The following is a 21,946-nucleotide window of genomic DNA, read 5'->3' on the forward strand; positions in this document are numbered from 1 at the left end:
CTTTAATTATGATTGAGCAGCTTAAGACTTGGGATCGTGAACTTTTTGTCTACTTAAACGGGTTGGGAGCAAAAGGTTTCGATTTGTTTTGGATAGGCGTTACGCAAGAAGAAATTTGGATACCTTTATACCTGCTTTTTATCGTGCTCATTTTTCTTTTTTTTAAAATTAAGCGAAATAAAATTGTTGCCTATGCTGGCTTTTTTGCCAGTTTTATTGTTGCTTTTGGACTTACCCGACTTATTAAAGCCACTATAAAACGCTTGCGCCCCAATAATGTAGAAAGCTTGCAAGATATTATACGTATTTTACAAGAACCTACTTATTATAGTTTTGTAAGCGGTCATACCTCAACTTCTGTGGCACTTTCTACTTTTATGGTGTTACTTTTGCGAGACAGGTTTAAATGGATTTATCTGGTTTATATCTGGCCACTCTTGTTTGCTTATAGTCGTATTTATGTTGGTGTGCATTATCCTTCAGATATTGCTGCCGGGGCCCTTTTAGGTTTTGTCTGTGGACTAACAATCTATAAAATTTGTCAGCGCTATTTTACGGAAGAAGAAAAAGTGTATTCTACAAATTAAATTAAATCATTTTTTAGCAATTTAAATTGAAGTTTGAGAAAAATTCTAAATAAATTTCCTTACCAATATAGTATGGCTCTTTAGTTTAAATCATTAGCTATTGCACACTGCTTTTTCTATAAATAACGCTAGAAGTTCTAATTATTTACTTAGTGATTTTACTGAATTATCTAGGGAGTATCTATGAAGTATCTATGGAGTATCTACGAGATATGCTACAAATAAAATTTTTAGAAAAGTAACGCTTAACGTTCTAGGCATTAAGTTATAGAGACTAACTTTTTTCGGGTTACAGAAAACTTAAATCCATCCACAATATTCGAGAAGTCAAGCATCTTAATAAACTTTCTCTTTACTAACCCAACTCAAACCACCCGCGTAATACTCAAACCATCCCGTATTGGCAATAAAACCGTTTCTACACGTTTATCGGTTGCCAAAAGTTTGTTGTAAGCTAATAACGCCTGGGTGTCTATATCATTGGGAGTTGGTTTTTCGGTTACTTTTCCGCTCCATAAAACGTTGTCTGATAAGATTACGCCGCCTTGGTTCATTTTTGACACTACCAACTCAAAATAATTTACGTAATTGGCTTTATCGGCATCTATAAAAACCAAGTCGAAATTTTCTTCTAAATTTTTTATAACTTTTGTAGCATCGCCAGTATGTTGTTTAATTTGATTGCCCCACGCGGAAGCATCAAAATATTTACGTTGAAAATCGTGCAACTCTTCGTTTTTATCTATGGTGTGAAGAGTGCCGTTTTTTTGAACACCTTCCATCAAGCACAAAGCAGAATAACCGGTATAAGTGCCAATTTCTAAAATAGTTTTTGGTCGTATAAGTTTAGACAACATACTCAAAACCCTGCCTTGGTAATGCCCGCTAAGCATTCTGGGTTGCATTATTTTTAAATGTGTTTCCCTGTTTAGTTTAGCCAAAAGTTCAGGTTCTTTTTCAGAATGTTCTTCGGCGTAAGCTTCTATATTTGGTGGTAAAAAATCCATAGCAATTAACCTAAAATTCGTTTATACAATTTATCTGCAGCAACTTTATCATCGCCGCAGAGCCAGGTAATAATATTATCTTCCCAAATGGCATCACATTGCTTTTGCGTTAAAATATCTCTTTCTACTGCCAAATCTAAAATCTTACCGGGATACGAAGATTGTTTATCGCTTTCCATTTCTCCCAGCGGATACGGGTCATCTAACCCCATAATAATTTGTTGAGGTTTTTGGTTTTCTACCAACAGCTGTAAAGAGCCGGTATCGTGTACCAAGGTGTCAAAAAATATATTTTTATGTCCAACAGATTTCCGCGGATGCGTTTTACCCTCAAACAAATCCGGTCTGCCGTCAAAACCTTGTATTCTTCGGCCCAAGTTTATTTGCGCCAACTGTCCGCCGTGTGCAAAACAAACGCGCATATTTGGGTATTTATCCGGGTAACCGTTTAAAGTTAAAAAGTGGTAAGCATCTGCACATTGCGCCAACATCCAGATTAGGTGAAACCGCCAAGCGGTATTTTCTAATTTAATAAATTTCTCCCCATCATACGGATGTATTTCTACGGCCAGATTATATTTATTGGCCATTTCAAAAATAGGCTCGTTTTCTTCGTCAAAAATACAGCGCCAAGTCCCAATCGTATCCATATAATGCGTTGGCAAACACAGCAAACGCATATCTAGCTCTTCTACACAACGCTCAATTTCCCACAAAGCGCTACGCACAAAACCGGGATGTACCACAAAACCACACGTAAATTTAGACGGATGCTCGTGTTGCACTTTGGCGTTAAAATCGTTTTGAAAACGCAAAGCTTTTTTCATTTCTTCCACGCGCAAACCATTTCCGTAAAGTTGGGATAAATTAAGCACCACCGCGTGATCCAGGTCGTTACGCTCCATCCATTCCAGTTTTTCATCCAAAAAGAAACTAGAATCGGTTACCGGGCGTTTCCAGTTTTTTTGCAACATATATTTACGGTCTTTATCTACCCAAAAAATACCTTTTTCTTTCATAAATTTAGGTATTTCTTCTGGGTAAGGCAGTAAATGCGAATGGCCGTTAATGCGTAGTTTAGGTTTCATAAAATGGGTTTAATCGGTTTACTATTTGGGGTTTGGACGCATTTTATTTTGCTAAAAAAGCAAAATAAAACCGGGCTTTCTGCTATATCTTTTTTTATTCAAAAAAAGGATGCCGCATCAATCCCTTGCGCAAAAACTAAAATACAAACTTTTGGTACAATCGCTTAAGATTTTAATGTAAAAAAAAATCATAGTTAGAAGCTTGACAAGAAGTAGGGGAAGCGTGATGCCTTTTAAAACGTAAAAAATGAGGAAAGCAACTTTCTACCGAATAAGAAATTTTAAATCAAACAGTTTTAGAATAATCAGTAACACTAGATAAATCTTTGTTACTGCTTTTTTAATTCTTTCCGTAAAGTTTCTGAAGGAATTTGCATGCCTTCATTTTCTACCTCTAAAGCAGTATAATCTAAGCGCCAATTTATGGTTTCTACCAGTTTTTGCATTAGCGTGATTGTCTCCATTGCTTGTCCGGAGGCTTCTTTTAGCAAGCCGCTGTTGGGTATTTTTTCTACAATATACTGTTTGGCTTCTTTATTAATATCTGTTAAATCTGAAGAAGTAAAGGGGTTTGCCCAACCTTCGCGTTTATCGTAATATTTAAAATCTGTTTCTATAGAAAGCAATTCCGGTTGCGGAAAATTGGTGAGGTAAATAGTTTTTTTATCTACATCTGCTCGCATTTTTACTTTGGTAAGATCAAAACCCACGTGCGCTTTGGCATCTATTAAAATAAGCGCTTTTTTACTGCCCAGCAATACGTTTAGCCATTTGTCTTTAAGATTTTTATAATGATAAATTTCAGAAAAATCACCTTCTACGGTAATAAACTTACATACCGCACGAATTTTTTCCATTAAAACAACAGATTGGTGTTTTTCTTTATCCTTCTTTCTAGATTTGTTGAAAAAGGTATACAGCAAATACGCTATAACCGCCCCAACTGCCAAACCAATAAACAATAATTCCATTCCGTAAAGGTATTAAAGATTTTTTATTTTATATAGGATAGGTTTGCTGGGTGTTGCATCGTTTTCTATTGCGGCAATTTGTAAATTGAGTAAGTAAAAGCCATCTTTTATGTGCGTAGCAACATAGATTAGCTCTGTTATAGTAGCATCTAAGCGCGGTTTTTTGGGGTAATTAAAAAAAGCTTTGTGTGCCAAAACCTTGCCGTCATCTTTTTCTTTATCTACAGATGGTAAATCTATAAGTAAATGTTTTATACCGCAATTTCGCAGATAAATAGCGGCTTCTTCCGTAAAGTAAGGCCAATTGCTATGGTTATAATTTTTTTGTTTTTTGGAAACAGAATTAGGCAAACTGCGTACAATAAGTGCTTCAGTTTCTTGCGATTTTATTTTTTCTTGTAGCATGTCTTTACTGAAAATGCTATCGCCATTTGTAGTTTCTTCTGGCTGTAAGCTAATTACTTTAGATAGAAAAAAGAATTTCTGCAAACATTGATTAATGCTGTAAAATTCTTTGGAAATATGCCCTACACATTCTGTATGCGTGCCGTGCGCGTGCGGATTAAACCAAATAGTATTAAAATTGATGCTTGCTCCTTCGCTAACTTTTGCAACCCAATTACCTTCTTTTACCGGCTGTATTTTGGGAGAATCTAGATACCAAGCTATCAAACGACTTTGATTTTTTATGGGTAAAGAAATATCTAAAGGTTTTGATAAATCTATCTCCAATTTTTTATTTTGGTGCGTAAGTGTTGCCGTCATTACACTAAAAAAATATTGGGTTAATGTGTAAATTTTTTAATTATAAATAAAGCTACAATAAATAGCAGAAAGCCAATTAAAATAAAAAGGCTGCCTTTATAATATTTTTTGTGTAAGTTGAGATCTTTGCGATAACTTATTACCATAACAATAGCAAAAACAATAACAAAAAAAACAGCAAAAAGAAGTTGACCTTGCGAAAACATACGGGGTGATTTTAATAACAGATAAAAAATAAAATTTTGTCTATATAAATATAAAACCTATTGGAAAAATAAATCTGCTTTTGCATATGTTTCTCTCCCGATAGGTTTTTGATTCTTTTATATAACGAAAATATTAGGTTGTTTTTACTTCGCGCGTCCACCCAAAAGTATCTTTGGCGCGGTTATATTGTATGTCTTGCAAGCTCTTTTTTAAATGAGTGCTGTAAGGTTTTTCTAAGTTGGGTAAATCGTAATAAGTACCATCGTATTCAAAACCAGAAATATAGGCGATGGTAGCCGCTGTACCTGAACCAAATATTTCTTTTAATTCACCTTGTTTATGGGCTTCTGTAATTTCATTAACTTTTATTCTGCGTACTTCTACTTCAATTTCCTCTCGTTTGGCAATCTCTATCAAACTTTTTCTAGTTACGCCATCTAAAATTCGATCGCTGGTAGGAGCGGTAATTAATTTATCGCCAATTCTAAAAAATACGTTCATAGTACCAGCTTCTTCCAAATACTCATGCGTGTTGGCATCTGTCCAAATTACTTGTTGATAGCCTTTTTCTTTGGCTAAATTGGTAGGGTAAAACTGTGCGCCATAATTTCCTGCCGCTTTAGCAAAACCAACACCACCATCTGCAGATCTGCTATATTCTTGCGCTATCAAAACTTTAACCGGTTTAGAATAATAAGCTTTTGCAGGACAGCAAATAATCATAAATCGGTAAGCATCAGAAGGGGAGGCAGAAACACCATTTTCTGTTGCAATTACAAATGGTCTAATGTATAAAGAGTTACCGTCGCCGTTTTTAACCCATTTACTATCTAGTTTTAACAAGGTTTCCAAGCCTTCAAAAAAGTAATTTTCCGGAAACTCTGGTATTCCCATACGTTTAGAAGAAATATTTATACGTTTAAAATTTTCTTCGGGTCTAAACAACCAAACTTTTTCGTTATCGTCTTTAAAGGCTTTCATACCTTCAAAAACGGCTTGCCCATAATGAAATACTTTGGCAGAAGGTTCCATTTGCATAGGGCCGTAAGGCATAATTTTAGGAGTTTGCCACGCGCCGTCTTTATAATCGCATAAAAACATATGGTCAGAGCAGTGCTTTCCAAAAGTAAGGTTATCAAAATCTACTTCGGGCAAGCGGCTGCTCTCGGCTTTGGTAATATCTAAATCTATATTTTTGGTGTTCATTTGTATAATTTTAGTTGTGCAAAGGTACTAAAATTTAAAAATTACAAAAAAGCTGCGAATTTTCTTAAAAAATACTTATTTTTCGGACTTAAAAATAAGGTTGAAAATATGAAATTAATTCTGATAATCCTAAGTGCAGGTTTGTTATTTGCTTGTACCGACAAGAAAAAGCAGACCAATGAAGAGATGTCTAATCCAAAAGAAGAAGTTGCAACCGTGCAAACCGTAGATTATGCGCAATTTGGAGAAAAGATAGAAGCAGAAGACGCATTAAGTGCGCAAGAAATGCAAGAAAAATTTAAAAACCTGCAAACAGGAGATACTTTAAATGTAAAGTTTGCAGCCAATGTAGAGAAAGTTTGCCAGAAGAAAGGTTGCTGGATGAGTTTAGATTTAGGCGATTCTATTGAGCCTTTTGTGCGTTTTAAAGACTATGGTTTTTTTGTGCCGTTAAATGCAGCAGAGCGTAAAACCGTTGTAAAAGGTAAAGCTTTTATACGCGAAACATCTGTAAACGAGTTAAGACATTATGCTGAAGATGCCGGAAAAAGTCAAGAAGAAATAGAGGCCATTATAGAACCTAAGCGAGAATACGCTTTTGTTGCCGATGGTGTTTTAATGGAGAAATAATGCATAGCAAGACCTTTTTAGTGTGTTTGTTTGTCGGTATCTTTTTTGCTTGTCAAGAAAATAAACCTACTGCAACAGCCAAAGAAAATTCCGTAAAGGAAAACCAAGAAAAAGACGCTTTTGAGATGTATCAAATGTCTGAAATGGCTGCCTTTATGGAAATTTTAGCGGCTGAGCACAGTAAAATGAAAAGTACTATTAAAGACGGAAATTCGCCGGATAGTCTTCGGTTTGCTATAGATAAGATTTTTACTGCCAATTTTACCAATCCCGAAGATAGAGATGCAAAATATCTGGAATGGGCAGAAGAGTTTAAAACCTATGAGCTAAAAATAGTTGCAGATCCGAAAAATGCAAAACAGCATTATAACAACGCCATAAATACCTGCATTAGTTGTCACGAATCTAAGTGCACAGGACCATTAACCCGTATCAAAAAACTGCAGATAAAGTAATTGCTTTGAAACGCAAAATAATTATAACGGCAGATGGTTCTACCAGTATTCATTTGCCGGAATGGGAAGAACAATACCACTCTAAACACGGCGCGATACAAGAAGCTAAACACGTTTTTTTAAAAAGTGGCTTAGATTATTTTGTAGAGAAAAATCCTACACAAACAGAAATCGCCATTTTAGAAATTGGTTTTGGTACCGGTTTAAATGCCTTGTTAACCGCTTTGGTAGCAGAGAAAAAAAACTTGCAGATAGACTATACAGGAGTAGAGGCCTATCCTGTAGAAATGGTAGAATTAGAAAAACTAAATTATACCAAGCAACTTTCTAATAGGAATGCCGAGCTTTATTTTTCTAAAATACACCAAGCTAATTGGGAAGCGAAACAAAACATTACAACCAATTTTGCTTTAACAAAACAGCAAAAATTCTTTAAAAATATTGCTGATTCTACTCTGCATAATCTTGTTTATTTTGATGCTTTTGGTGCCCGCGTACAACCCGAATTATGGGAAGAAAGCATTTTTGAAATTATGCACAACGCTTTACGGAAAAATGGAGTTTTGGTAACTTATTCTGCCAAAGGAAGTGCCCGGCGCGCAATGCAAAAAGTAGGCTTTGAAGTAGAAAGAATTCCGGGTCCACCGGGAAAAAGAGAAATGTTGCGTGCCACAAAACTATAGCCTTCTACAACTGATAAAATACTCTAAAGACGCTGTTAAACCTTTAATAAAGTAGGGGTGTTTGCCTATTTATTTACCTATTTTCATAGGAAAAAAGATGAGGGTTTTAATTACGGGTGCAACAGGATTGGTTGGTACGGAAATCATAAAACTTTGTGAAGAAGAGAATATAAAAGTCAATTACCTTACACGCAATAAAGATAAAATAGAAACTTCTGAAAATTATAAGGGTTTTTTATGGAATCCTGCCAAAAAAGAAATAGATGAAAAATGCTTAGAAGGCGTAGATAAAATTATAAATTTAGCCGGAGCAAGTGTTTCAAAGAGATGGACGAGTTCGTACAAAAAAAAAATTCTAAACAGCAGGTTAGATTCCGTAAATACTTTATACCAATTACTTTCTAAAAAAGAACATGAGGTTGGCCAAATTGTTTCTGCCAGTGCAATTGGTATTTATCCAGATTCCTTGCAAAAATTATATCACGAAGACGAGCCAGAAATAGCCGATAATTTCTTGGGAGAGGTGGTAGACAAATGGGAAAAAGCAGTAGATCAATTTGCGCAATTAGGCTTAGAGGTTGCCAAAATACGAATTGGGGTAGTTTTGTCCGATAAAGGCGGCGCATTAGAAAAAATAAAAGAACCAATAGAAAATTACGTTGGCGCACCGTTAGGGCGTGGTAAACAATGGCAATCGTGGATTCACATTAAAGACATTGCCGGCATTTTTGTGCACGCAATTAAGAATAATTGGGATGGTGTTTTTAACGGAGTAGCGCCAAACCCGGTAACCAATAAAGAGTTGACAAAAGCTATCGCTACAAAATTAAATAAACCACTTGTGTTGCCAAAAGTACCGTCTTTTGCACTAAAAATGTTGTTGGGAGAGATGGCTGTAATAGTTCTATCCAGCCAGTTGGTGAGCAATACCAAGGTAGATTCTACTAGCTATATGTATCAATTTACACATCTTAATCCCGCTTTAGACGACTTACTATAAAAAAACCGATCAAAACTTTTGACCGGTCTTAAAACTATAATAATCAATTTGATATTTATTGCTTTTTAGCTTTAATATGAATTTGAAGTCCAATTTCGTCGTTAATAATGTTATCGCCAACAAGATTGTCAAAAACAGATTTGGACCCGTAATTAACCCCCCATTTGGTACGATCTATCGCAAATTCTTCTGTAGTAAACTCAATAAAATCACCGTTTTTCTCTATATTTTTAACCGGCACTTCAATATTCTTGGTTTCTCCTTTCATTTGTAAGTTGCCAAGCATAAGCGTTTTATTATCGTCGGTTTTTTTAACTTCGGTAACTTCAAAAATAGCTTGTGGAAATTCCTGTACGTTAAAGAAATCTCCCTCTTTACCTTCTACAGTCCCTTTTAGGTGCGCTTCTAGTTTTGCTTTTTTATCTCCTTCTAAATCTTCTACATTAATACTCTCCATATTTATAACAAACTTTCCGCTCTCGATGCTGCCGTCTGTAAAAGTAAACATACCTTTTTCTATACTTATTTTACCATTGTGGCCGCTTCCGGTTTTTTTAAGTCCTTCCCACTTTATGTCTGATTCTGGCGCTAAAACACGAAATTCTTCTGCCATTTCAGACTTCTCTGCTGCTTTTTCAGCTTCTTTTGCTTCTGTTTTGTTTTTTGCATCTTGTTGGCAAGCAACGCTCCCTACTGCAACACTAGCAACTAATGCAAGGTTTAAAAATACTTTTTTCATTGTCTTTGGTTTTTTCATTTTTAATTTAATTTGCAAAGATAAACTTTCCGCAATGCAGAATTGCTAAATAATTATTAAAATATAAAAATGACATTTTGACATTTAAACGGAATTGGCAATACATTTGCCAACTATAAAGAAAATTTGAAGCAAAAAAGCTATGAGTAACAATAAAGCAAATCCAAATAAAGAAAACGAGTCTGTAAAAGACCAGATAGAAGAAACCTTAGAAGATGCTATAGATGAGGTAGAAACAGAGAAAGACCAAGCTACTAAAGATGCAGAAAAAGAAGAAACGGCTACTAATGAAGAGCAAGTTTCTGAGGTAGATAAGCTTAAAGCGGAAGTAGAAAAGGAAAAAGATAAATTTCTACGTCTTTTTGCCGAATTTGAAAACTATAAGCGTCGCACCAGCAAAGAACGTTTAGATTTGTTTAAAACTGCCGGTAGAGAAGTAATGGAAGCTATGTTGCCGGTTTTGGATGATTTTGATAGAGCTTTGGTAGAAATTAGTAAAACCAAAGAAAAAGACCTTTTAGAAGGTGTAGAATTGATTAGTAACAAATTGCGTGAAACCTTAAAAGCAAAAGGTCTAACGCCAATGAATGTAAAGAAGGGCGATACTTTTGATGCTGATTTACATGAAGCGGTTACTCAAATTCCTGCTCCGGAGAAAAAACTTAAAGGAAAAATTGTAGATGTAGTAGAATCCGGGTACACCTTGGGAGATCGTATAATTAGATATCCAAAAGTGGTAACCGGTAAGTAATTTTTCCTTAAATCCCCAAAAATCACAAGTAGATGAAAGAAGATTATTATGACATATTAGGCATTAGTAAAGATGCCAGCACAGCCGAAATTAAAAAAGCTTACCGCAAAAGAGCAATAAAATATCATCCAGACAAAAATCCCGATGATAAAGAAGCGGAAGAAATGTTTAAAAAATCGGCAGAAGCTTACGAAGTTTTAAGCAACCCTGACAAAAGGGCGCGTTATGACCAAATGGGGCATGCTGCTTTTGATGGTTCCGGCGGTTTTGGCGGCGGCGGCATGAATATGGACGATATCTTTAGCCAATTTGGTGATATTTTTGGCGGCGCTTTTGGTGGCGGCGGCGGATTCTCTGGTTTTGGTGGCGGCTTTGGCGGCGGCCAACGCCGTGCTAAAGGAAGCAACTTGCGCGTACGGGTTAAGCTAGATTTAGAAGAAATTGCTAATGGCGTGGAGAAAAAAATCCGCGTAAAGCGAAAAGTTCAAGCTCCCGGCACCAGTTATAAAACTTGTCCTACTTGTAAAGGAACCGGACAAGTAACCCGCGTTACCAATACGATTTTAGGTAGAATGCAAACCGCATCGCCTTGTACGCAATGTAGTGGTTCTGGTCAAATTATAGACAAAAAACCTTCTGATGCAGATGCGCAAGGTTTAAAGGTGCAAGAAGAAACCGTTTCTATAAAAATTCCGGCCGGAGTGGTAGAAGGTATGCAGCTTAAAGTTTCCGGAAAAGGAAACGAAGCTCCCGGAAACGGAATTGCAGGAGATTTATTGGTGGCTATTGAAGAAAAAGAGCACGAAAATTTACAACGCGAAGGCGATAATTTACATTACGACCTGTATATCAGCTTTTCGGAAGCAGCGCTTGGAGCGTCTAAAGAAATACAAACCGTTAACGGAAAGGTTCGCATAAAAATTGAACCCGGTGTGCAAAGTGGTAAGATTTTGCGCTTGCGCAACAAAGGTGTGCCAAGTTTAAACGGTTATGGAAAAGGAGACTTGCTCGTACACGTTAATGTTTGGACACCAAAAACCTTAAACAAAGAGCAAAAAGAATTCTTTGAAAGGATGCAAAACGACGAGAATTTTATACCTAATCCCGAGCGGGAAGACAAAAGTTTTTTCGAAAAAGTTAAAGATATGTTTTCGTAATTGACTTATTTAACAAAATTTTATATATATTTGAAATATCATCACAAGCTTGTGATGGTATTTTTCTTTTTCATAGCAATTTTTTTCCCATCCTTAAAACTTAAATTTTAAGGGTGGGTTTTGTTTTTTAAGACGCTTTTTATTTTTTTCTCATATTTGCACTTCTTAACACCTATTTTATGCAAAATCTTTTGGTAGCAGAAAACGTTTCAAAACATTATGGAAGTTACACTGCTTTAAACCGGTTTTCTTTGGCCATACCCAAGCAAAGTATTTTTGGTGTTTTAGGGCCAAACGGCGCCGGAAAAACAACTTTTATACGCATTGTGAACCAAATTACAATGCCAGATAGCGGTAAAATTTTTCTTAACGGAGAAGCGCTTGCCCCAAAACACATTGGGCAAATTGGTTACTTGCCAGAAGAGCGCGGTTTGTATAAATCTATGAAAGTAGGAGAGCAAATATTATATCTTGCGCAACTAAAGGGATTGAGCAAACAAGAAGCCAAAAGCAAAATTAACTATTGGTTTGAGCGGTTGGAGATTGGCGATTGGTGGAATAAAAAAATACAAGAGCTTTCTAAAGGAATGGCGCAAAAAATACAATTTATCGTTACGGTTTTACACGAGCCTAAATTGTTGATTTTTGACGAACCTTTTAGCGGTTTTGATCCTGTGAGCGCCAACTTAATCAAAGAAGAAATTTTAAAACTACGCGATAATGGCGCTACTATTTTGTTTTCTACTCATCGTATGGAAAGTGTAGAAGAGTTGTGCGATTATATGGCTTTGATTCACAAATCTAATAAATTGATAGATGGCAGGGTAAATGAGATTAAAAAAGAATTTAAAACCAATACATTTCAAGTTGCAATTGCCCCAAAAAATCAAAATGAATTAGAACAGCTTTTACAGCAGCATTTTGAGGTCTTACCCGCCAATTTTCTCAGTATTAATAACGATTATAGGTTTAATGTAAGATTGCAACCCCGGCAAAGTGCTAACGAGTTGCTTGCTTTTTTATTAAACCACGGCGAGTTAAATCATTTTGTAGAAGTTATTCCTTCGGTAAACGATATTTTTATAGATAAAGTCACTCAACATGCGTAATTTAAAATTAATTGTAGTTAGGGAGTATTTGGCAAGGGTGCGCAACAAAACCTTTATGATAATGACTTTTTTAAGTCCGTTGTTTATGGTTGCCATGGTTTTGCTCATTGCCTATCTAACCGGTTTAAACAACACCGAAGAAAAAGTGGTAGCCATTCACGATAAGGCAGAAATTTTTGAAAAAGTTTTTCCTTCAGATCAAGAAGTTACTTATTTAGATTACTCGCATTTAGAGTTGGGCGCAGCTATAGATTCTGTTGCAAAAAAAGAATTTAACGGCTTGTTATTTATTCCGCAGAACGAGAATCCGCAATACCTGGCAAAAAACATTCAGTTTTTTTCAGAAGAAGCTCCAAGTGCTTCTTTGCTTTCAGAAATAAACAAGAAACTAAGTAAGCAATTAACGCAAAAACAACTGCAAGCAAATGGTGTAGACTTGCAAAAATACGATAGTGCCAAAACCGAAGTTGCCTTGCAAATAGAAACATTTTCCGGTCAAAAAACTTCCAAAATGGCCTCGTATATTAAAATGTTTTTTGGTGGCGCAGCGGGTTATTTGCTTATGATGTTTATCATAATTTACGGCAATATGGTAATGCGCAGCGTTATAGAAGAAAAAACCAACAGAATTGTAGAAATTATTATCTCTTCGGTTAAACCGATGCAATTAATGCTGGGTAAAATTTTGGGTACTAGTTTTGCGGGGATCACGCAGTTTCTTATCTGGATTATTTTTGGTGGTATTCTCCTTTTCAGCGTAAGCGGAATTTTTGATATATCGCCACAAAGCATGCAAGGCATGAGTGGTGTAGAGTTGCAAAGCCAAACCACACAAATGCAAAGTATTTTACTGGATATTGTGAATTTACCTTTATTGAGTATAAGTCTTAATTTTCTTGTTTATTTTATTTTAGGTTATTTTTTATACAGCTCTATTTATGCTGCAATTGGCGCGGCTGTAGATTCTGAAACAGATACACAGCAGTTTATGTTTCCTATTTTAATACCTTTAATGTTAGGTATTTATGTAGGATTTTTCTCGGTTATCGAGAATCCGCATGGTTTGGTAGCGGTTATTTTTTCGTATATCCCGTTAACCTCGCCGGTGGTTATGCTTATGCGTATTCCGTTTGGAGTTGCTTGGTGGGAAGTGGCGCTATCTTTAGCAATTTTAGTTGCTACCGTTATTTTTACTGTTTTCTTGGCGGCCAAAATTTACCGCACGGGTATTTTAATGTACGGAAAGAAACCGAGCTATAAAGAATTATTTAAATGGTTACGGCATTAACAAGTTTTTTTGTTTTCAGTAAAAAAATACTAAAGCTTGCGTTAATAAATCAGTAAAAATTCAATTATATTTTTACCTTCGATAAAACAGGTAAAACTAACTATATGCGTCCTAAATTTTATTGTTTACTGCTTGCATTTTTTCTAATTCAAATGGTTTTTTCGCAGGCAACAGATTTAGCACGAATAGAATATATGCGTATTCCGTTTTCTAAAGGAGACCAGTCGCTTAACAGATTTAGAACGCATGTGCAAGTTCCTATTCCTATAAAAGAAGATTATTTTGTAATTGGAATGGGGTATAGAAAACTCGATCTAGATTTTCGAGAATCTGCACCTTTTGACCACGAACGTTTAGAGTCTACCCAACGTATAGAAGCTACATTGGGTTATGTAAAGAAAATAAAAAATACTAATTGGCGTTTTGCCGCTCGAGGCGGAATTAGAATCGCTTCTAATTTTGAGCATTCTATGCGCAACGACGATTTGTTATATATTGCAGCAGTTTACGCCATTAACGATGTAAAAGAACACGACGAAAACGGCGTAGCAATAGGAAAACCATACCGGTGGATTGTTGGTTTAATCTATACCACCACGCCCGGAAGAAATTATCCTTTACCGCTTATTAATTTTTTTAGAAAACCAAACGAGACCTGGTCCTATACCATTGGGGTGCCAAAAACGCTTTTGCGCTACACTTTCAATAAAAAACATCATTTACAAAGCTTTGCTACTTTAGATAATTTTTTTGCAAATATTCAAGATAATGTTATAATAGATAATGTAAGCCGTGTAGGCGAAAATATTTCTATGACCAACGTCGCATTAGGCTTGGGATATGAATTTTATTTTACAAAACATTTGCAGTATTATCTTTATGCGGGACACACGGTGTATAACGAATACAGAATAAGAAATAACGACCGGGAAGATGTGTATGTTATAGAAAACGATAACACTCTATACCTTAGGTCCGGTATAAAATTTAAATTATAAATATGGCTACAATATTAGTAATAGAAGATGAGGCGGCAATAAGACGCGTATTGGTTAAAATTTTAACCGAAGAAAATAAAAACTACGCGGTAGAAGAAGCAGAAGACGGTTTAGAAGGAATAGAGAAAATCAAGGAAAAGGATTATGATTTGGTGCTTTGCGATATTAAAATGCCAAAAATGGATGGCGTTGAGGTTTTGGAAGCTACAAAAAAAATAAAGGCAGAAACGCCCATAGTGATGATTTCCGGTCACGGCGATTTAGAAACCGCTGTAGATACCATGAAAAAAGGCGCGTTTGATTATATCTCCAAACCCCCAGATTTAAACCGTTTGCTAAATACCGTACGCATTGCTTTAGATAGAAATCAACTGGTTAGTGAAAACAAACGCTTAAAAAAGAAAGTAAGTAAAAATTACCAGATGATTGGCGAGTCGGAAGCTATTATCAACATTAAAGAAATTATAGAAAAAGTTGCCCCTACCGAAGCACGCGTGCTTATAACCGGAGAAAACGGTACCGGAAAAGAATTGGTAGCACATTGGTTACACCAAAAAAGCGAACGCTCTAAAGGACCAATGGTAGAAGTAAATTGTGCAGCCATTCCGTCTGAACTTATAGAAAGCGAACTTTTTGGGCACGTGAAAGGCGCATTTACTTCGGCTAATAAAGACCGTGCAGGAAAGTTTGAAGCTGCCAACGGCGGTACAATATTTTTAGACGAGGTAGGCGATATGAGCCTTTCGGCGCAAGCCAAAGTTTTACGCGCATTACAAGAAAAGAAGATTTCGCGTGTAGGTAGCGATAAAGATATTAAGGTAGATGTACGCGTTATTGCCGCTACCAATAAAAATTTGCAGAAAGAAATTACAGAAAAAAACTTTAGAGAAGACCTTTATCACCGCTTAGCTGTAATTTTAATAAAAGTGCCAAAACTTAGTGAACGCAAAGAAGACATTCCGCTTTTGGTAGAACATTTTACCGCCAAAATGGCTAAAGAGCAAGGTGTGCCACAGAAGGAATTTTCGGATACAGCTTTAAAGTTGCTAAAGGAATACGAATGGACCGGCAATATTAGAGAATTACGTAACGTGATAGAACGTTTAATTATTTTAGGTGGCGAAAAAATAGAAAAAAAAGACGTTGAACTTTTTGCAAGTAAATAAAATGAAACCAATTTTCTGGTCGCTATTATTATGCAGTCAATTACTCTCTGCCCAAGCTTTTGATTTTGGTGGCGGCGCTACCGTTAGCGTAGGTTTGCAAGACGAATGGGGGGTAAATATGCGCGCGCAATACCATCAAGAAAGCGATTGGAGTTACCTGACGGCCTATAATTTGTTTTTTAGGCGAGATGTCACCACACAAAATACAGAAACTTTTTCTGAGTTTGGCGCTAGTATAAATTATAAACTTCTATCAATTGATCAAATAACAATTTTAGGCGGATTGGGTTATACGCTCAATAATTTTGAAATGCGCAAAAACCATCCCGATACTTCTAATAATTTGTTTTTTCAGACCGGTGATTTTAACCACGGAGCAGAATTAAAATTTATCGGGTTTTTACCTTTGGGAGAATCCTTTCGGCTTTTTGCAGAATTTAATTTAAAAAGTTTTGGCAGGCGTTACGATAGTTTTACGTTTGGTTTGGTTTATCGCATACAAGCCTCGGGAACTTAATTTGCGTTCTTTTCAGGATGTTTTTTGGGGTCGTATTTTAAAAAATACATGGTTTTGCCATCATCGCGGTTCCAGGTATGAAAAAGGTCAAAACCAAACTTTTGGTAAACAATTGTATTGCGGCGCATTTGGGTTTCTGCAAACAGCGGAATATCGTATTTATGCGCCAAACGTAAAAACTCGTCCTTCATCTCTTTTGCTACCTGTGTACCCGCGCCACGGTTGTCTTTAGAAATTCCCCAAAACCAGCAGTATAAATAATCCTGATCTTTAGGACGCTGATTTTTTACATATTGCTGATTTTTTAAAATTTTCGGGATGTTTTTAAATCCGGTAACATTCCACACCAATTTTAAATCTTCCCAAGTATCCTTTAAAAAATTAGCTTTATCGCGACTGTTTCTAATAACGATGCTTATACCCATTTGATTTTCAGAGAGGATAAGGGCGTCTTTTTCAATAGCTTTATCAACCATATATTTTGCAAGATAGTGAAACCTTGCATCTCGGTTTTTTCCTTTTTTTACGATTTCCATAGAGGTAGGCGTTTCTTTCAAAATTTCGGCTACCCTATCTATAATTACCTCTTTATTCAAGCTATATTAATTTAAAAAGCAAAGATAGAAAATTAAGACTTAAATGCTGCTTTTTTTTGCTTTCTAAAATTTTTAAAAAGTACATTAAATTAAGCTAAAAAATTGCTTTGGTTGCTTTCCTATATTGGTTAATGCAGGTTTATTAATTATACCTAATTATACTTGGTAGATGCGTTAACCCAATTATTAATTTTAGCTTTACGGAAAAAACTCGGCTTAAAACCTTATTGATTTAAGACATTAATCAATTTTGGTTAAAGCAGAACCTTTGTGTGCGGCAATATGATCTGTTTTATTGCTTTTAATTTCGTATTGCGGATCGTCTTTTGTGGCGTGATGTGTATAGCCTTTGTAATCAAAATCTTGTGTATGTTTTTTGATTATAGTGCCGGAAACTTTTCCGACTTCGGAGTTCCAACTTACTTTGTCGCCTTTTTTAAAGTCTTTTTTCATGATAATTTATTTAAGAATGTTTAGGTTTTAAAATCTTCTTTTTCACAAATCATTATTGTCCGATTGAAAAAAACTTGCTCTTAAAATTAACAATAGTTATTTTCAATAGAATTTGTTTGTTCATTTTTTTCATTGACAAAAAAACGAACCAAAAAAGTCTAGGCTTAACCGAACTTTGCTAAAAATTTCCCTCGTTACGGCGCAAACTAAAGGTATTCGCTAGTTTTCATAAATTTTAAAGCTCAAAGTTTTGCTCGTGTCTATTTAATTTTTTGCGGCTGGCGCTAGTTTGCTTAACCCTCCACTCACATCATTTTATAACGCAAACTTCGCTTAGGCCATTGAAAAATAAAAACCCTTAAAACAAGGTGTCATACTATAAATATCCCAAAACCCTTGGCTATTATTGGCGTGTCATTCGTTTTAATTAATTTAATCAAGCAATAGTATTTTTAAATAAAAAAAAATTAAAATAAGCTCCCATTTTACTTTCCGTAAAGTTATTAAAAAGTGAAATAGTCTATAATTAAGAAAGTTTAAATTAACAAACATTTATTAAGCGAAAACCTCGTCAAGCGCACTTATATAGTATATTTGAGTGAATTTTTTAAAAATTTTCTAATGGCAATTATAGGCGGACTAATCAAAAAAGTTATAGATGTAACCGGCAGTTTTACCGGAGATATAAATCCGGTAGAGGAGCAACAAAAAGTGCTTAAAAACTTGTTGGAGAAAGCAAAAGATACGGCTTTTGGAAAATATTACGGTTTTGAAAAAATTTTAAAGAATAAAAATCTAGAAGAATCTTTCCGCGAAAGCGTACCTTATTTTGATTATCATAAAATGAATGAACAATGGTGGTACAAATTGCACGAAGGAATAGAAGATATAAGTTGGCCAGGCAAACCTTCTTATTACGCGATTAGTTCTGGTACGACGGGTAAAACCAGCAAAAAAATTCCGGTTAGCGATGCGATGTTAGATGCCATTAAACAAGCCGGTATTAAACAAGTCACTGCTTTGTCTAATTTTGATTTGCCATCAGATTTTTTTGAAAAAGAAATAATGATGTTGGGCAGCTCTACCAATTTACAAGAAAAAGATTCGCATTTAGAAGGAGAAATAAGCGGTATTAGCGCTAGCAATATTCCTTTTTGGTTTCGAGGATATTATAAACCCGGCGAAGAGATTGCCAAAATAGACGATTGGGACGAGCGTATAAAACACATTGCCCAAAATGCTAAAAATTGGGATATTGGCGCTTTGAGCGGCATCCCGTCTTGGATGGAGTTAATGCTAAAAGAGGTAATTGCGTACCATAATGTAGACAATATTCACGAGATTTGGCCTAACTTACAAGTGTATACTTCTGGGGGAGTTGCGTTTGAACCTTACGAAAAAAGTTTTAACGCCTTGTTAGAACATCCTATTACTATTATAGATACCTATTTAGCTTCCGAAGGATTTTTGGCTTGCCAAACCAGACCCGATACCACAGCAATGCAACTGATAACAGATAATGGTATTTATTTTGAATTTGTTCCTTTTAAACCAGAATACATTCAGGAAGATGGTTCGGTTAGCGATGATGCGCCGGTTATTGGGTTAGAAGATGTAGAAGAAAACCAAGATTACGTTTTATTGATTAGCACAGTTTCGGGCGCTTGGCGTTACTTAATTGGCGATACCATTGCTTTTACCAATAAAGAAAAAGCAGAAATAAAAATTACGGGACGTACCAAGTTTTTCTTGAATGTGGTTGGGTCGCAACTTTCGGTAAACAAAATGAATACCGCTATACAGGAAATAGAAGAAAAGTTTGATATACAATTACCGGAGTTTACGGTATCTGCAGTAAAGTTAGAAAACGAGTTTTACCACGTTTGGCATATAGGAACCGACCAAGATTTAAAAGTTGGCGAAACTGAATTGGCAGATGCTCTAGACGAAAGTTTAAAAAACGCCAATAAAAACTATAAAGTTGCTCGTGGGAAAGCGCTAAAAGGTGTAAAAGTAAATATGATTCCGTTAGATGCTTTTTACGAATGGAGTGGTGCCAATAAAAAGAAAGGCGGACAAGTAAAAATGGAAAAAGTAATGAACGAAGAAAAATACGCAGATTTTAAAGCTTTTCTTGAAGATTATTTAAAATAAGAGCTTAAAGTGAAATAGATGTGTAAAATTTTGTTCGATAGGCAAGTTCTAAACTTGCTTGTTAGAGGTTTAAACTTTCTTCGTTTTCAATCTCTTTGGCTACTTTATCTTCTACTTCTTTGGGAGGTAGGTTGTTTACAAGTTCCATTATTTCTTCGGGAGACATATATAAGCGCTTAATTCTATCTTTATATTCCGGACTGATACTAGTATGGTTTAAAATAAAATTTTTGGTAGCTAAAATATATTGATACATCCCGTGCTCTACGGCAAAAGTATCTGCCGCCCTTTCTACTTCTTTAATGTGCGCGCTAGAGAATAAATATTTTAGTCCAAAAATAAACATTCCTACTGTACCCCGGTTGCGGTAATCTACAACGTGGCCCAATTCGTGACCTATCCAGCCTATCATAATATCATCGTCTACATCTATTACTTTAAACTCTTCTCCTTCAATGTGAAATTTTTCGCTTATTAAAATGATATATCTTCTGTTATTACGCGATTTTAAAAAACTACTAAACAAGGGTTGGGCTTGCATAGTAGATTTTTTTATCTTTTTCTTAAACTTAAAAATTATGTGGGTGTCTTTTAACTCCGGATAATAGCTCAAAGCAGTTTCTACTTGTTGTTTAATTTCAGGCGGAATCACTTTGTTGGTAAATTTCATAAATAAAGAAATGTTAGAACCCGAAAGTTAATAGAAAGCTCTAGAAAAGCCTATTAAATAAGTCTTAAATCTTCTACTAACTTTGTGGCTATTTGCCGCGTAAATAAAATATCTTTGCCCAAAAAAATAGTCTTGCGTTTACACACCTATACCAAAGAATTTAAGAAAAACATGCATATTGCTTTTCCGGTTATGCTGGGGCAATTGGGGCATGTTTTGGTAGGCTTAGCAGATAATATTATGGTAGGCCAATTGGGCGCTGCGCCTTTAGCAGCGGTATCTTTAGGCAACAGTTTAATATTTATTGCCTTGTCTGTAGGAATAGGTTTTAGTTTTGCAATTACACCTTTGGTAGCCGAGGCAGATGGCGCTTCTGCCATTAAAAAAGGACGGTCCTATTTTCAGCATGGGGTTGTTATGTGTGTGCTCAACGGGTTATTTTTATTTGGTTTAGTCTGGATGGTAAAACCGCTGTTATATTATTTAGACCAACCCGTAGAAGTTGTAGATCTCTCTTTGCCCTATATAGATATCGTGGCATTTTCGCTTATCCCATTAATGGTTTTTCAAGCTTTTAAACAATTTGGCGACGGACTTTCGCAAACCAAATATGCTATGTATGCTACCATTGCCGCCAACGTAGTAAACGTGTTTTTTAATTATGTACTTATTTATGGCGTGTGGTTTTTTCCGCGTTTAGAATTAGAAGGAGCGGCAATTGGTACTTTAATTTCCCGCTTTTTTATGCTGGCTTTTATCTTTTTTATTTTAAAATCGAAGTCAAAATTTCAGCCTTATTTTGTTTTAATGAAAAAATCACTACAAAAAAAGGTGTTTAAACGTTTGTTTAACTTAGGTTTTCCTACTGCGCTGCAAATGTTGTTTGAAGTGGGTATTTTTACCGGTTCTGTATTTTTGGCCGGTACTTTGGGTACCAATCCGCAAGCCGCCAATCAAGTGGCTTTAAATTTGATTTCTATGACTTTTATGATTGCAGTTGGTATTGGCGTTACCGCTACCATTAGAGTAGGAAATCAAAAAGGAAAAAAAGATTATATAAGTTTACGCAACATTGCTTTTTCTACGCTTTTATTGGTTTTTCTAATAGAACTGGTCTTTGGCTTGGGCTTTATTCTGTTTAAAGATTTCCTGCCAACCCTTTATATAGACAATGCGGAGGTAATTACCATAGCCGCGCAACTATTAATAATTGCCGCTTTATTTCAACTTAGTGATGGTTTACAAGTTGTTATTTTAGGCGCTTTACGCGGATTGCAGGACGTAAAAATACCTACACTTATCTGCTTTATTGCCTATTGGGTTATAGGTTTTCCTATTTCTTACTTTACAGGGAAAGAAGAAGCGCTGGGTAGTATGGGCATTTGGTACGGTTTGTTGGCCGGCTTGTCTGCTTCGGCAATAATGTTATATATTAGATTTAATTATTTAAGTAAAAAATTAATTAACCAAGGACATATTCAAACCTCTTAAAAATAAACTTAATGGAATTTCCACGTTTTATATTAGGCGATAATACAGATTATCCTAACGCCATTTTTGTAATACATACACAATTTCCACGTTTTATAATAAATCTTGAAGACGATGAGATAGAATGGCTAGAAGATTTTGATAAAAACGACGAAAAAGAACTACAATCCGAAACCGGAAACCTTATAGAAGAAGCTTCCCGTTTTTATGACAGAGAAGTAGAACGATACCAAGACTAGC

At 35.5% G+C, this 21,946-nt stretch carries 24 protein-coding genes; 15 read left to right on the forward strand and 9 right to left on the reverse strand.

Going from position 1 to position 21,946, the window contains the following annotated elements; translation table 11 throughout:
* Positions 1-8 precede the first annotated feature (8 nt).
* Entirely contained in the window at positions 9-587 is a 579-nt protein-coding gene (locus FKR84_RS09695) for a phosphatase PAP2 family protein (RefSeq protein WP_141422111.1), read from the forward strand.
* 365 nt (positions 588-952) lie between these two features.
* Here FKR84_RS09695 and FKR84_RS09700 read toward each other — a convergent pair whose 3' ends face one another.
* The 5 genes from FKR84_RS09700 to FKR84_RS09725 form a co-directional block, all read right to left on the reverse strand.
* Complete coding sequence (locus FKR84_RS09700) at positions 953-1,594, reverse strand: O-methyltransferase (protein ID WP_141422112.1); 642 nt, start codon at positions 1,592-1,594, stop codon at positions 953-955.
* A gap of 5 nt (positions 1,595-1,599) precedes the next feature.
* A complete protein-coding gene (locus FKR84_RS09705; RefSeq protein WP_141422113.1) occupies positions 1,600-2,682 on the reverse strand; it encodes an amidohydrolase family protein in 1,083 nt (360 codons plus the stop codon).
* A gap of 329 nt (positions 2,683-3,011) precedes the next feature.
* Entirely contained in the window at positions 3,012-3,653 is a 642-nt protein-coding gene (locus FKR84_RS09710; RefSeq protein ID WP_141422114.1) for a DUF4230 domain-containing protein, read from the reverse strand.
* Positions 3,654-3,665: 12 nt separating this feature from the next.
* Entirely contained in the window at positions 3,666-4,418 is a 753-nt protein-coding gene (locus FKR84_RS09715; protein WP_141422115.1) for a cyclase family protein, read from the reverse strand.
* 339 nt (positions 4,419-4,757) lie between these two features.
* Positions 4,758-5,831 carry a branched-chain amino acid aminotransferase gene (locus FKR84_RS09725; protein WP_141422117.1) on the reverse strand — a complete coding sequence of 358 codons (1,074 nt, stop codon included), beginning with the start codon at positions 5,829-5,831 and terminating at the stop codon, positions 4,758-4,760.
* 108 nt (positions 5,832-5,939) lie between these two features.
* On the opposite strand from FKR84_RS09725, the gene FKR84_RS09730 reads away from it, so the two are divergent.
* The 4 genes from FKR84_RS09730 to FKR84_RS09745 all read left to right on the forward strand — a co-directional run bounded on the left by FKR84_RS09730 (position 5,940) and on the right by FKR84_RS09745 (position 8,599).
* Positions 5,940-6,461 carry a DUF4920 domain-containing protein gene (locus tag FKR84_RS09730; protein ID WP_141422118.1) on the forward strand — a complete coding sequence of 174 codons (522 nt, stop codon included), beginning with the start codon at positions 5,940-5,942 and terminating at the stop codon, positions 6,459-6,461.
* Positions 6,461-6,916 (forward strand): hypothetical protein, encoded by a 456-nt coding sequence (locus FKR84_RS09735; RefSeq protein WP_141422119.1) that lies wholly within the window; start codon positions 6,461-6,463, stop codon positions 6,914-6,916. Before FKR84_RS09730 ends, FKR84_RS09735 begins: the two co-directional genes overlap by 1 nt.
* A gap of 5 nt (positions 6,917-6,921) precedes the next feature.
* Positions 6,922-7,599 carry a tRNA (5-methylaminomethyl-2-thiouridine)(34)-methyltransferase MnmD gene (gene mnmD / locus FKR84_RS09740; RefSeq protein ID WP_141422120.1) on the forward strand — a complete coding sequence of 226 codons (678 nt, stop codon included), beginning with the start codon at positions 6,922-6,924 and terminating at the stop codon, positions 7,597-7,599.
* Between the two features lie 97 nt (positions 7,600-7,696).
* A complete protein-coding gene (locus FKR84_RS09745; RefSeq protein WP_141422121.1) occupies positions 7,697-8,599 on the forward strand; it encodes a TIGR01777 family oxidoreductase in 903 nt (300 codons plus the stop codon).
* Between the two features lie 55 nt (positions 8,600-8,654).
* Here the strand turns inward: FKR84_RS09745 and FKR84_RS09750 are convergent, their stop codons facing one another.
* A complete protein-coding gene (locus tag FKR84_RS09750) occupies positions 8,655-9,338 on the reverse strand; it encodes a YceI family protein (RefSeq protein ID WP_141422122.1) in 684 nt (227 codons plus the stop codon).
* 160 nt (positions 9,339-9,498) lie between these two features.
* Between FKR84_RS09750 and FKR84_RS09755 the strand changes: the two genes are divergently transcribed.
* The 7 genes from FKR84_RS09755 (at position 9,499) to FKR84_RS09785 (ending at position 16,342) form a co-directional block, all read left to right on the forward strand.
* Complete coding sequence (locus FKR84_RS09755; protein ID WP_141422123.1) at positions 9,499-10,107, forward strand: nucleotide exchange factor GrpE; 609 nt, start codon at positions 9,499-9,501, stop codon at positions 10,105-10,107.
* A 32-nt stretch (positions 10,108-10,139) separates the two neighbouring features.
* Positions 10,140-11,264 (forward strand): molecular chaperone DnaJ, encoded by a 1,125-nt coding sequence (gene dnaJ / locus FKR84_RS09760; protein WP_141422124.1) that lies wholly within the window; start codon positions 10,140-10,142, stop codon positions 11,262-11,264.
* Between the two features lie 179 nt (positions 11,265-11,443).
* The gene (locus tag FKR84_RS09765) at positions 11,444-12,373 is read left to right on the forward strand and encodes an ABC transporter ATP-binding protein (protein ID WP_141422125.1); all 930 of its coding nucleotides are present in this window, start codon (positions 11,444-11,446) and stop codon (positions 12,371-12,373) included.
* Complete coding sequence (locus FKR84_RS09770) at positions 12,366-13,661, forward strand: ABC transporter permease (protein WP_141422126.1); 1,296 nt, start codon at positions 12,366-12,368, stop codon at positions 13,659-13,661. The genes FKR84_RS09765 and FKR84_RS09770 overlap by 8 nt, the downstream gene beginning before the upstream one ends.
* A 104-nt stretch (positions 13,662-13,765) precedes the next feature.
* Positions 13,766-14,659, forward strand: a complete 894-nt coding sequence (locus FKR84_RS09775) for a DUF6268 family outer membrane beta-barrel protein (protein WP_141422127.1) — start codon at positions 13,766-13,768, stop codon at positions 14,657-14,659.
* A 2-nt stretch (positions 14,660-14,661) separates the two neighbouring features.
* A complete protein-coding gene (locus tag FKR84_RS09780; RefSeq protein ID WP_141422128.1) occupies positions 14,662-15,825 on the forward strand; it encodes a sigma-54-dependent transcriptional regulator in 1,164 nt (387 codons plus the stop codon).
* A gap of 1 nt (position 15,826) precedes the next feature.
* On the forward strand, positions 15,827-16,342 hold the full coding sequence (locus tag FKR84_RS09785; RefSeq protein ID WP_141422129.1) for a hypothetical protein: 516 nt from the start codon (positions 15,827-15,829) through the stop codon (positions 16,340-16,342).
* Here the strand turns inward: FKR84_RS09785 and FKR84_RS09790 are convergent.
* Positions 16,339-16,938: a hypothetical protein gene (locus FKR84_RS09790; protein WP_141422130.1), complete on the reverse strand. Its 600-nt coding sequence runs from the start codon at positions 16,936-16,938 to the stop codon at positions 16,339-16,341. The two genes, FKR84_RS09785 and FKR84_RS09790, sit on opposite strands and share 4 nt — an antisense overlap.
* Before the next feature lie 240 nt (positions 16,939-17,178).
* Positions 17,179-17,391, reverse strand: coding sequence for a hypervirulence associated TUDOR domain-containing protein (locus FKR84_RS09795; protein WP_141422131.1), 213 nt, complete (start codon positions 17,389-17,391; stop codon positions 17,179-17,181).
* Between the two features lie 621 nt (positions 17,392-18,012).
* Between FKR84_RS09795 and FKR84_RS09800 the strand changes: the two genes are divergently transcribed.
* The gene (locus tag FKR84_RS09800; protein WP_141422132.1) at positions 18,013-19,545 is read left to right on the forward strand and encodes a GH3 family domain-containing protein; all 1,533 of its coding nucleotides are present in this window, start codon (positions 18,013-18,015) and stop codon (positions 19,543-19,545) included.
* A 61-nt stretch (positions 19,546-19,606) separates the two neighbouring features.
* Here the strand turns inward: FKR84_RS09800 and FKR84_RS09805 are convergent, their stop codons facing one another.
* Positions 19,607-20,215, reverse strand: coding sequence for a hypothetical protein (locus tag FKR84_RS09805; RefSeq protein ID WP_141422133.1), 609 nt, complete (start codon positions 20,213-20,215; stop codon positions 19,607-19,609).
* Positions 20,216-20,347: 132 nt separating this feature from the next.
* Here FKR84_RS09805 and FKR84_RS09810 point away from each other — a divergent pair, with 132 nt between their 5' ends.
* Both FKR84_RS09810 and FKR84_RS09815 read left to right on the forward strand, forming a co-directional pair.
* A complete protein-coding gene (locus tag FKR84_RS09810; protein ID WP_141422147.1) occupies positions 20,348-21,706 on the forward strand; it encodes an MATE family efflux transporter in 1,359 nt (452 codons plus the stop codon).
* A gap of 11 nt (positions 21,707-21,717) precedes the next feature.
* Entirely contained in the window at positions 21,718-21,945 is a 228-nt protein-coding gene (locus FKR84_RS09815) for a hypothetical protein (RefSeq protein WP_141422134.1), read from the forward strand.
* Position 21,946: the final 1 nt, after the last annotated feature.

It is taken from the genome of Haloflavibacter putidus (assembly GCF_006546625.1).
In the GTDB taxonomy this organism is placed as follows: Bacteria; Bacteroidota; Bacteroidia; order Flavobacteriales; family Flavobacteriaceae; genus Mesonia; species Mesonia putida.

Bases quoted from the DNA above. Each gene is read 5' to 3' on its own strand.
- FKR84_RS09695 (WP_141422111.1), top strand. From the start codon at position 9: ATGATTGAGCAGCTTAAGACTTGGGATCGTGAACTTTTTGTCTACTTA.
- FKR84_RS09700 (WP_141422112.1), bottom strand. From the start codon at position 1,594: ATGGATTTTTTACCACCAAATATAGAAGCTTACGCCGAAGAACATTCT.
- FKR84_RS09705 (WP_141422113.1), bottom strand. From the start codon at position 2,682: ATGAAACCTAAACTACGCATTAACGGCCATTCGCATTTACTGCCTTAC.
- FKR84_RS09710 (WP_141422114.1), bottom strand. From the start codon at position 3,653: ATGGAATTATTGTTTATTGGTTTGGCAGTTGGGGCGGTTATAGCGTAT.
- FKR84_RS09715 (WP_141422115.1), bottom strand. From the start codon at position 4,418: ATGACGGCAACACTTACGCACCAAAATAAAAAATTGGAGATAGATTTA.
- FKR84_RS09725 (WP_141422117.1), bottom strand. From the start codon at position 5,831: ATGAACACCAAAAATATAGATTTAGATATTACCAAAGCCGAGAGCAGC.
- FKR84_RS09730 (WP_141422118.1), top strand. From the start codon at position 5,940: ATGAAATTAATTCTGATAATCCTAAGTGCAGGTTTGTTATTTGCTTGT.
- FKR84_RS09735 (WP_141422119.1), top strand. From the start codon at position 6,461: ATGCATAGCAAGACCTTTTTAGTGTGTTTGTTTGTCGGTATCTTTTTT.
- FKR84_RS09745 (WP_141422121.1), top strand. From the start codon at position 7,697: ATGAGGGTTTTAATTACGGGTGCAACAGGATTGGTTGGTACGGAAATC.
- FKR84_RS09750 (WP_141422122.1), bottom strand. From the start codon at position 9,338: ATGAAAAAAGTATTTTTAAACCTTGCATTAGTTGCTAGTGTTGCAGTA.
- FKR84_RS09755 (WP_141422123.1), top strand. From the start codon at position 9,499: ATGAGTAACAATAAAGCAAATCCAAATAAAGAAAACGAGTCTGTAAAA.
- dnaJ (WP_141422124.1), top strand. From the start codon at position 10,140: ATGAAAGAAGATTATTATGACATATTAGGCATTAGTAAAGATGCCAGC.
- FKR84_RS09765 (WP_141422125.1), top strand. From the start codon at position 11,444: ATGCAAAATCTTTTGGTAGCAGAAAACGTTTCAAAACATTATGGAAGT.
- FKR84_RS09770 (WP_141422126.1), top strand. From the start codon at position 12,366: ATGCGTAATTTAAAATTAATTGTAGTTAGGGAGTATTTGGCAAGGGTG.
- FKR84_RS09775 (WP_141422127.1), top strand. From the start codon at position 13,766: ATGCGTCCTAAATTTTATTGTTTACTGCTTGCATTTTTTCTAATTCAA.
- FKR84_RS09780 (WP_141422128.1), top strand. From the start codon at position 14,662: ATGGCTACAATATTAGTAATAGAAGATGAGGCGGCAATAAGACGCGTA.
- FKR84_RS09785 (WP_141422129.1), top strand. From the start codon at position 15,827: ATGAAACCAATTTTCTGGTCGCTATTATTATGCAGTCAATTACTCTCT.
- FKR84_RS09795 (WP_141422131.1), bottom strand. From the start codon at position 17,391: ATGAAAAAAGACTTTAAAAAAGGCGACAAAGTAAGTTGGAACTCCGAA.
- FKR84_RS09800 (WP_141422132.1), top strand. From the start codon at position 18,013: ATGGCAATTATAGGCGGACTAATCAAAAAAGTTATAGATGTAACCGGC.
- FKR84_RS09805 (WP_141422133.1), bottom strand. From the start codon at position 20,215: ATGAAATTTACCAACAAAGTGATTCCGCCTGAAATTAAACAACAAGTA.
- FKR84_RS09815 (WP_141422134.1), top strand. From the start codon at position 21,718: ATGGAATTTCCACGTTTTATATTAGGCGATAATACAGATTATCCTAAC.